Genomic DNA, 8,317 nt, shown 5'->3' with positions numbered 1-8,317 from the left:
TACAGAAGCGAGGGAAGTCTCACTAGCCGCTAGGCGCTGGAGCTGGATAACGCCCGATAGGATTATGAACTAGATTTAGCCTTCGTCCTTATAAGGCGTAAGAGCTGGGATGAACATGATCGGTGAGATCCCGCAGGGCGATAGCCTGAGGAAGCTCGCCACATGCCCATGGAAAGCGAAGCGAGTGATTTCCCGGACCTCCAAACGCCTTCAACCATAACGGAAACAACATCTCTCGAAGCTGAGTGTTTTTTCCTGTCAAAGTGGAGGATTAAGTCCAATTTACCCCTAATTTATAAACTGAAAATGGGGATAGAATTTTTAGGGATTTGCTTTTCTTAAAATTTACCGGACTTTTTCCGTGGCCTCGGCACCAGCCTGAGGAGGCTCAGCGCACGCCCACGGAAAGCGACTCCTTCCCCACCGCCCCTTTCTCTACACAACCACCTCGGAATCGAGTCTTCAACAATCCTGCTAAGTTAGCGCAACAAGCACAACTTCGTCAATGTGCATAACTATTCGTATGTATACCCTTTTCGTGAGCATCGATATTGTTACAAATATAAGGGCAGTCCTTAACTGGAAAAAAAGTGTTGTATTTCAACAAGTAAAAACTGTGTCAACTCTTTCAAGCGGTCACAACATGTCTTCACCACTTTGTGAAATGCTTCAATAGTAGAAGCATTCATTGCTAATATACATTTTGGCACATTGATATGACTGAGGATACTACCACATTTAGTATAGAGCCATAAGAAATAGCCTAAGATGTCGTCTTAGGCTATTTCTTATAGTAATTTATTATTTTTCCTCTACCCACGAGTTGTGAACCTCAGTATAACGGCTACTAATCATACCTTCCAAGTCAGCCTTACTAATTTTGATACGATCTGAATCGAATTGTAAATTCTCTTGTTCTTCCTTCGTAAGGTGAATCTCTACGCGATCACCTTTAAGAGCCAGATTTCTGAGACTTTTAGAATTTACAGTTAGATTATCAAATCCATTTGCTTCTTTATTTGCTAGTTTCGTTAACTTTAGTAGGTAATCATTATCTTCCGAAAAAATATGTTCCAAATTCAAGCGTTTGCCTTTGGACTTATCAAAATTCAACACTTCTTGAATCTCTTTAGGTGAATCGTCACCTGTATCTATTTTTCCAGTGAATTTCACAACAAAAATATGTTCGTCTTCGTAAAGAACATTATAGTTAGTATTTAGATTATGCTTTTCATTACTGTTAGCTTCATAGCTTATTTTTTTAAAACTGTCTTTCATCTGATTCACATAATCAATAATGGATTGGTTAATTTGATCATTAGGTGTTTGCGGATAATCTATCGATATTTCGTATTCTGTTAATTTTTCCGTTTCTTTTTTGTTCATAACTTCATAGGATTTTTCCTTTGATGCCGATGCTTCACTTGAAGGATCGGTAGCATCTGCCTTTATAAAAGAACAAGCTGACAATAACACTACACTAAGGAGTGATAAATATATATAGAATGAATTCATAATCTTCCCTCTTCTACCTTTATCTTTTCAAACCATAGTGTAACACAAATGTAATAATGAATTAATACATTTGTTATAATTATTTAAATTTTTGTTCGAACATCCCAAAGTTCAGGGAAGAACCGGTGATCTAAAACCTTTTTTAAGTATCCCACTCCCGATGATCCACCTGTGCCAGCTTTATGACCGATAATTCTTTCCACCGTTTTCATATGGCGAAAACGCCATTGTTGTAACCAATCCTCAATATCTACAAGTTTTTCAGCTAACTGGTACAATTCCCAATACTTGTCAACGTTTTGATAGACCTTAACCCACGCGGCTTCTACAGAAGGATCCGACTCATACATTTTAGTATAGTCGCGATTAAGTAACTGTGGATTAATCGAAAAACCTGCTTCTGCTAACTTTTCAATAGCTACATCATAGATGCTTGGTGCTTCATAAGCTTTTTTTAGTTCCCCGAATAACTTAGGGTCTTTTTCATAGATTTTTAAAACATGAGGTGTTTTATAACCCAAGGCAAATTCGACCATTCGATATTGATAAGACTGAAATCCAGAAGCTTGACCTAACGAGTCACGGAATTGCACATATTCTGCAGGGGTTAACGTAGAGAGAACATCCCATGCATGAATAATTTGTGTTTGAATAGTTGAAACCCTTGATAACATTTTAAAAGCTCCCTGCATCTCCCCTTCTCGGATTACTTCTACAGAAGCCCTTAATTCATGAAGAACAAGCTTCATCCAAAGTTCACTCACTTGGTGAATGATGATAAATAGCATCTCATCATGATGATCTGATAAACGATTTTGAGCAGACAAAAGTTTATCCAATTTCAAGTAGTCTCCGTAGGTCATTCGTTCATGAAAATCAGTATGAACATGCTCATTTCCTTTTGATTCACGCTCAGTCAAATTTATCACTCCTTTCTATCACAAAATTCCTCGCTCCGGAATATACGAATATGTCATTGGTAAAAATTCGATATGAACAAGCCCTTCATACATTAGAATTGTCCCTAATATAGGATGTTCCACATGCACGTGGATACGGAAAGCTTGTTCCTGTTCATCATAATGCTCGTATAGAGAAGTAAGTGGTCCGTTAATTTTATAGGAGTTTTTTACATTCATCTCATGTGAATGAATCAGAATACCGCCTTCCTTTGTGACATCAACATCTAATACAGAGGATAGAGAAGCTGACTTACCTAACTCATCTACAATCATTTGTTTCTCTTCATCATAATACATAGCTGCATCAAGTCCTCTAATAGCATAAGGGAAGAAAAACCGCCTAATATAACTTATTACTTCACGGCCTTGCTCATCTGCATAAGCATAGTTTTCCAATGTAAAGGGAATATTTTTTCCTCGTTCTGCAAATATTAAATGATCTTTAGATCCTATATGAAGAAAAGGACGCAATAATAAAGGAGTCCCTCTAATTTCAGTCATTCTCCCTTGACCTAAGATCATAATCTTATCTTGGCTTGAGATGCCAAATTTCTTTTGGATTTCTGGATGCAACTGATTAAACTTTTCACCAAGTGCTTGTTGGAAAATGGATTTCATTTGATTAGCCTCCTTCTAAATATGTACGTTAAAAGAACGTCCTTCTTATGTAAGAGAGAGCTTAAAGCAAGCTCTCTTTATAAACGAAAACTAAGGACCTTCTCTACCTTTCACATGACTTCCTCTGCAAATGGGCTAATGGAATAACCCTTTTGCTGTTTCGTAAGCCACCCCTGCTTTTCTAACTGGTTAAACAACCTTTGAATATATTTCTCTGGCCAATCTGATAATAGCCCAAACCAACGCGTTTCATGAAGGTGTAATCTCCGAAGTTTATTAGTCGATTTACCTGCTAATACTTGCACAAGTGTATGAGCAGGGTAATCCGTTCCGTAATAATGAATTAAATCGAGCATTTGCTGAGTTGATGCATAATCCAATGAACGCCCCTTCACTGTTATAATGATATCATCTTCTTGGTAAACCACTTCATCAAGTCTTTGATTCAGTTCTGCTAAAAGTTTATCTAATGCAATATCCAATTCATCAGGTATATTTTTCAACCATCCTTCTACTTGTTTCACCATAGTAACATCGGCTAACTCAACTTGTGAAAGCCAAACAAGATTAGATTCAAATGATTCAATTGGTAAATGCGAAAGAGATAACTTCTCATACATTTCGAGTAATGGATAACGGTAGATTAGTTGCTCATCACTCCTGTAGCGTTCTATCAGTTGAGCAATATGCATTGCCTTATCCAACTTTGTCTGAGCGGGTGTCAATTCACTTTTTAAAAAAGAAAGTTGACGGAGTTGCTGAAGTAAGTCTGCATTTTGATCTGCCACCTCATTAAACTGCCTATGAATGGTGTCTACTCGTTTAAAAGCTCGATCAACATCGAATTCTTCTTCAAAAAATACTTCTTCAGATTTTGTAAAATAAAACATTTGAATATCACATATTTCACATGAACAGCATAGGGATTGTTCTATTGAACAAAATTGAAGCTTTTTATCATGCATGCATGTAGCTGTTTGATTCACTAACCATTGTTGCGGTAAAGCTCGAAATGGCCTCATGACAATTTCAACACGGTGCCTCCAAAATGAAATGTCTTCTGGATATTTTATTAGAGACAAAAGTGCCGATTGATTCATTGTTTCAATGGCTGTAATAATATCCTTCTTTTTATGAGTTAATTCAACAATAGGGTGTTTATGAAAAGCACTAATAATATGGTCCAACCACTCTCTTCTTTCCTTAAAACTTATTTCCGCTAAAAACATATAGTCATCAACTACATGACGAATATGCTGTTCCAATTCATCAGAAGATAACCGAGTGAAGTCTGTTTCATACATATAGTCGGATGAAAAGGGCAAGCCATCATTTTCTGAGTGGCTTTTCCAAAGAAAAAACTCCGGCTTTATTAAATAAGGATGGAGCGTATCATCTTTTAGAAATGAGACTGGCAATATTTCTTTTTCACCGATATTCAAAAAAGATTGTAATGCTACTACATCCATTTCCCTTTCTGTTACATAGTCAGAGATCGTTTCATTTAATCTGGAAAGAATCCCTCGTTCAAATTTATGTCCGATTGATCGAACATTCTTATTCTTCTTTCCGATTGGAGTAAACGTAATATACGGGTAACGCTCATCGTGGTATGTCAAACTAGCTGGAAGTCCCATAGTGATTCCCCTTTATGATGGAAGGATATACTTCTATTATAGAAAAAGTATGAGAACATACCAATGATTATTAGATAATTGGGCTTATAAAGATAAAATTTCTACAGAATAATTTAGAAATAGGCCTGATTCAATAACCCCTGGAATCGCTTTAACCTGTTGTTCCATCAGAGGAGTAATTTCTTGAAACTTAACATCCATTAATAAATTTCCTGTTTCGGTTATAACAGGCCCATCTTTAGCATTAGCCATCCGCAGTTTTACCAACAAGGGATTAAAATTCTTAATTAGTTCAGATTCCACTAAATGAATAGCTCGTGGGTCAACTTCAATAGGGACAGCATATTTTTCTCCTAGTTTACTCACAAACTTACTCTCATCAACTAGTATATAAGTTTTAGAAGAACTTGCCATTACTAACTTTTCAGCAAATAACGCACCTCCGCGACCTTTGATTAAGCACAGTTTCTCATCCACCTCATCCGCTCCATCAAACCCCCAATTTGGCCGGGATTCTAAGAGTGTAGTCGTTGGAATATCATAATAATTGCAATGTAAGGCCGCTTCTTTAGAGGTTGGAATTGCTGTTATTTGAAGTTTTTCCTCCTTCACTCGTTTAGATATAGATTCTAATGCCAAAAGGGCTGTAGAGCCTGAACCTACCCCTATAACATCACCTTTTGACACTTTCTCACTAACTAATTTAGCAACTTTCTCTTTTTGCTCACGATTCGTAATTTCCCCGGACCAACTGAGTGATTTAAATAAAGGATTATCCCAATTCATTGATATCACCTCTTCTTCCTTGTTATTCCCCAAACTATAGAAAACAAGCCTTTAATTCATCGATCCTTTTTTCTTACATAAGATATAGTAAAACTTCTATTTATTTGAACCTCGCAAGATTAGTTAACAGCGAAATAAATCGCTTAGTCCAATCTCTTATTACAGACAGTTAATTTCGCTATTATCTCTAACTGTAATCCGATGAAACTTTAGCATCCAGTTTATGCAAAGTAAAAAGGGACTCCCAAAGTAGGTGAAACACATGAAAAGAGCCTATAAAAAACTAATGATCTTTTATCTAGTGTTATTGGCTGCACTTTTATGGGTGCTTATAACTAAATAGCCTCCACCTATTCTAGGTGAAGGCTATTTACTTAGTAAGGTTATGTTTAAATGCATAAATCACAGCTTGTGTCCGGTCGTGTACGTCTAATTTCCCAAGAATGTTGCTAACATGAACCTTTACTGTTTTTAAAGCAATAAAAAGTTCATCAGAAATCTCCTGGTTAGTTTTCCCTTCCGTCATCAGTAGTAATATTTCCCTCTCTCGAGCCGTTAGTTGATCGTGGAGTGGGGAAATTTGAGGAGATCGCATTTTATTCATAATTTTTCCAGTTACTTCAGGTTCTAAAATGGATTGTCCAGCATATGTAGAACGAATAGCCTCTGCAATTTCTCCAGCCTTTGAAGTTTTTAACATATAACTAGTAGCACCAGCCTCTAAAGCAGGATATACTTTTTCATCATCGATAAAGCTAGTCACAATAATAATTTTTGCTTCAGGCCATTGATCAATGATTTGCTGCGTTGCCTCTATTCCATCCATTTCCTTCATTACAAGATCCATCAGTATTATATCTGGACGATGTTTTAAAGCTAAGCCTATTGCTTCTCCACCATCATTTGCCTCCGCTATTACACTAATATCCTTTTGCGCCGATAAGTAAGCGGATACTCCAATACGAACCATTTCATGATCATCTGCAAACAATACTGTAATCAAGATGTTTCCTCTCCTTTTTTCAAAACCGGGACTTTAACTTCTAGTCTTGTTCCTTCACCTTTTAAGCTAATGACTTTTAAGGCTCCTCCAATTTCAAAGGCTCGTTCCTTCATATTTTGTAGACCATAAGAGCTCGTTTTCGCTTCTTCCACTTCAAAACCAACTCCATCATCTACAATACGCAATATAATATGTTCATCTCGTTTAATGAGCATTACTTGAAGTGAGTTAGCTTCTGCGTGACGCAGCGTATTAGAAACAGCCTCCTGTAAGATTCTAAACAACTGATCTTCAATGCCTTTATCTAGTGTCAATGCCTCAACCGTCCAGTCTACTTGCATAGGGACTTTTTGTGTTAATTCTGCTAATAACTCTTTAGATCCCTCAGATAAAGTTTTACCTTTCAATGCAACAGGACGTAAATGTAATAAAAGGGCTCTCATTTCTAACTGGGATTGATGGATCATATTTTCAACCATAGACAACTGTTGTTTAAGGTCCGCATCTCGCTCGAGGCTCTCGTTTTCGTTAATTGCTGACATAAGCATCGAAGCGGCAAACAGTTGTTGACTCACTGAATCATGGAGTTCTCTGGCTAGACGATTTCTCTCTTGGATGACTACCTCCTGAAGGCTTTTTTCACGTTCTTTGGCACGCTCAGTCGCTAAGCGCTGAGCTGTCTCAGCTTGTTCAGAAAACTTTAATTCAATTTGCTTCATTTTTTCCTCAATATGGGAGACCTCTCTATAATCCTCCCCATCATATAACACTGAGTTACCCTTAGAAATTTCATCAAGCTGATGTTCAATATAATGGAATTTTTTTCGAGAAAACCACGCCTGCCCCACTCCAAAAGTCAAACCCACTGTCCCAGCTAGAACTAACACTAGGAAAACATAGGGCAAATCAAGAATTTTAATCGTCCACAAATCGGACCAATTTTCCATGGGAAAGGCAATAAATGTAACAGCTAATAACAGAAACGCCAAGAGCAGGCATACAACCGTACTAATGAGCATTTGCTTTTGCCAAGTACTCATATTCGCTTCACCTCTAAATCCCCTGAAGCGATCGAAGTGATAATCTTGATACGAGGCTTATTTAACGTATAGCTTGGAGTTTGGAAGCTAACTACTTGATTCATCAGTTTTTTATTTCGATATTGAAAAATACCGGCTCTGCCGAAAATCGCACTATGATGAATGGAGACTTCTACTTCATACGGAATATATATAAGAACATTACCGACAAAATGTCTGATAGAAATAACCGCTTCATCCTGGGGCAAAACCGTGTTACTCAAGTCGACAATACGGTCGCCAATCCCCCCTTGAATATTGATGTCACGCCACTTATATGGACGATCTGGCGTCGCTTCACTTCCGAAAAACTTTTGTTTGATCAACGGTTTTCCTTCTGTATCTGGAAATTCTTCTTCCATTATGACAGGTTCAATACGTTCAGGTTCACTTTTGGAACGATAGTAATGTCTAATAAATAAAACAACAGCTGCAATTATAAGAAAACGAACAGCCATCATGTTAAGGACTGTAAAAAACAGACTAATTGCCCCTATCCAAAACATAATTTTCGCCCAAAATTTCTTGTATTTTTTCCAGCCGAAATAAATAAGTACAGAAGAAAAAATCACAGAAAATATTAAACCACCGTTAAAGAAAGCAATCTCTAAAATAAGGAGGATCACTCCTATGATTAAAATAATATTAAATGTATCTGTAGACATTCTTTTTAACATAGTGGATCCTCCTTTCTATAAGTAATTTTTTTGTTTTTTT

The 8,317-nt window shown here is 37.0% G+C and carries 8 protein-coding genes; all 8 read right to left on the bottom strand.

The window, feature by feature from the left end:
• Window positions 1–801 precede the first annotated feature (801 nt).
• The 8 genes from ACFQIC_RS11715 to liaF all read right to left on the bottom strand — a co-directional run bounded on the left by ACFQIC_RS11715 (window position 802) and on the right by liaF (window position 8,277).
• Window positions 802–1,515, bottom strand: coding sequence for a hypothetical protein (locus tag ACFQIC_RS11715; protein WP_204710341.1), 714 nt, complete (start codon window positions 1,513–1,515; stop codon window positions 802–804).
• 83 nt (window positions 1,516–1,598) lie between these two features.
• On the bottom strand, window positions 1,599–2,444 hold the full coding sequence (gene kynA / locus ACFQIC_RS11710; RefSeq protein WP_390217111.1) for a tryptophan 2,3-dioxygenase: 846 nt from the start codon (window positions 2,442–2,444) through the stop codon (window positions 1,599–1,601).
• A gap of 9 nt (window positions 2,445–2,453) precedes the next feature.
• Window positions 2,454–3,095 carry a DUF4166 domain-containing protein gene (locus ACFQIC_RS11705; RefSeq protein WP_204710337.1) on the bottom strand — a complete coding sequence of 214 codons (642 nt, stop codon included), beginning with the start codon at window positions 3,093–3,095 and terminating at the stop codon, window positions 2,454–2,456.
• A gap of 110 nt (window positions 3,096–3,205) precedes the next feature.
• Window positions 3,206–4,732 carry an RQC-minor-2 family DNA-binding protein gene (locus tag ACFQIC_RS11700; protein ID WP_204710336.1) on the bottom strand — a complete coding sequence of 509 codons (1,527 nt, stop codon included), beginning with the start codon at window positions 4,730–4,732 and terminating at the stop codon, window positions 3,206–3,208.
• Window positions 4,733–4,816: 84 nt separating this feature from the next.
• Entirely contained in the window at window positions 4,817–5,518 is a 702-nt protein-coding gene (gene rpiA / locus ACFQIC_RS11695; protein WP_204710335.1) for a ribose 5-phosphate isomerase A, read from the bottom strand.
• A gap of 370 nt (window positions 5,519–5,888) precedes the next feature.
• On the bottom strand, window positions 5,889–6,521 hold the full coding sequence (locus ACFQIC_RS11690; protein ID WP_204710334.1) for a response regulator transcription factor: 633 nt from the start codon (window positions 6,519–6,521) through the stop codon (window positions 5,889–5,891).
• Window positions 6,518–7,561, bottom strand: coding sequence for a sensor histidine kinase (locus tag ACFQIC_RS11685; RefSeq protein WP_204710333.1), 1,044 nt, complete (start codon window positions 7,559–7,561; stop codon window positions 6,518–6,520). The genes ACFQIC_RS11690 and ACFQIC_RS11685 overlap by 4 nt, the downstream gene beginning before the upstream one ends.
• Complete coding sequence (gene liaF, locus ACFQIC_RS11680) at window positions 7,558–8,277, bottom strand: cell wall-active antibiotics response protein LiaF (RefSeq protein ID WP_204710332.1); 720 nt, start codon at window positions 8,275–8,277, stop codon at window positions 7,558–7,560. The genes ACFQIC_RS11685 and liaF overlap by 4 nt, the downstream gene beginning before the upstream one ends.
• Window positions 8,278–8,317: the final 40 nt, after the last annotated feature.

This window comes from Halobacillus seohaensis (assembly GCF_042663045.1).
Taxonomy (GTDB): Bacteria; Bacillota; Bacilli; order Bacillales; family Halobacillaceae; genus Halobacillus_A; species Halobacillus_A seohaensis.
Note: the sequence above shows the minus strand (reverse complement) of the source record. Positions and strands in the feature narration are given on the sequence as shown.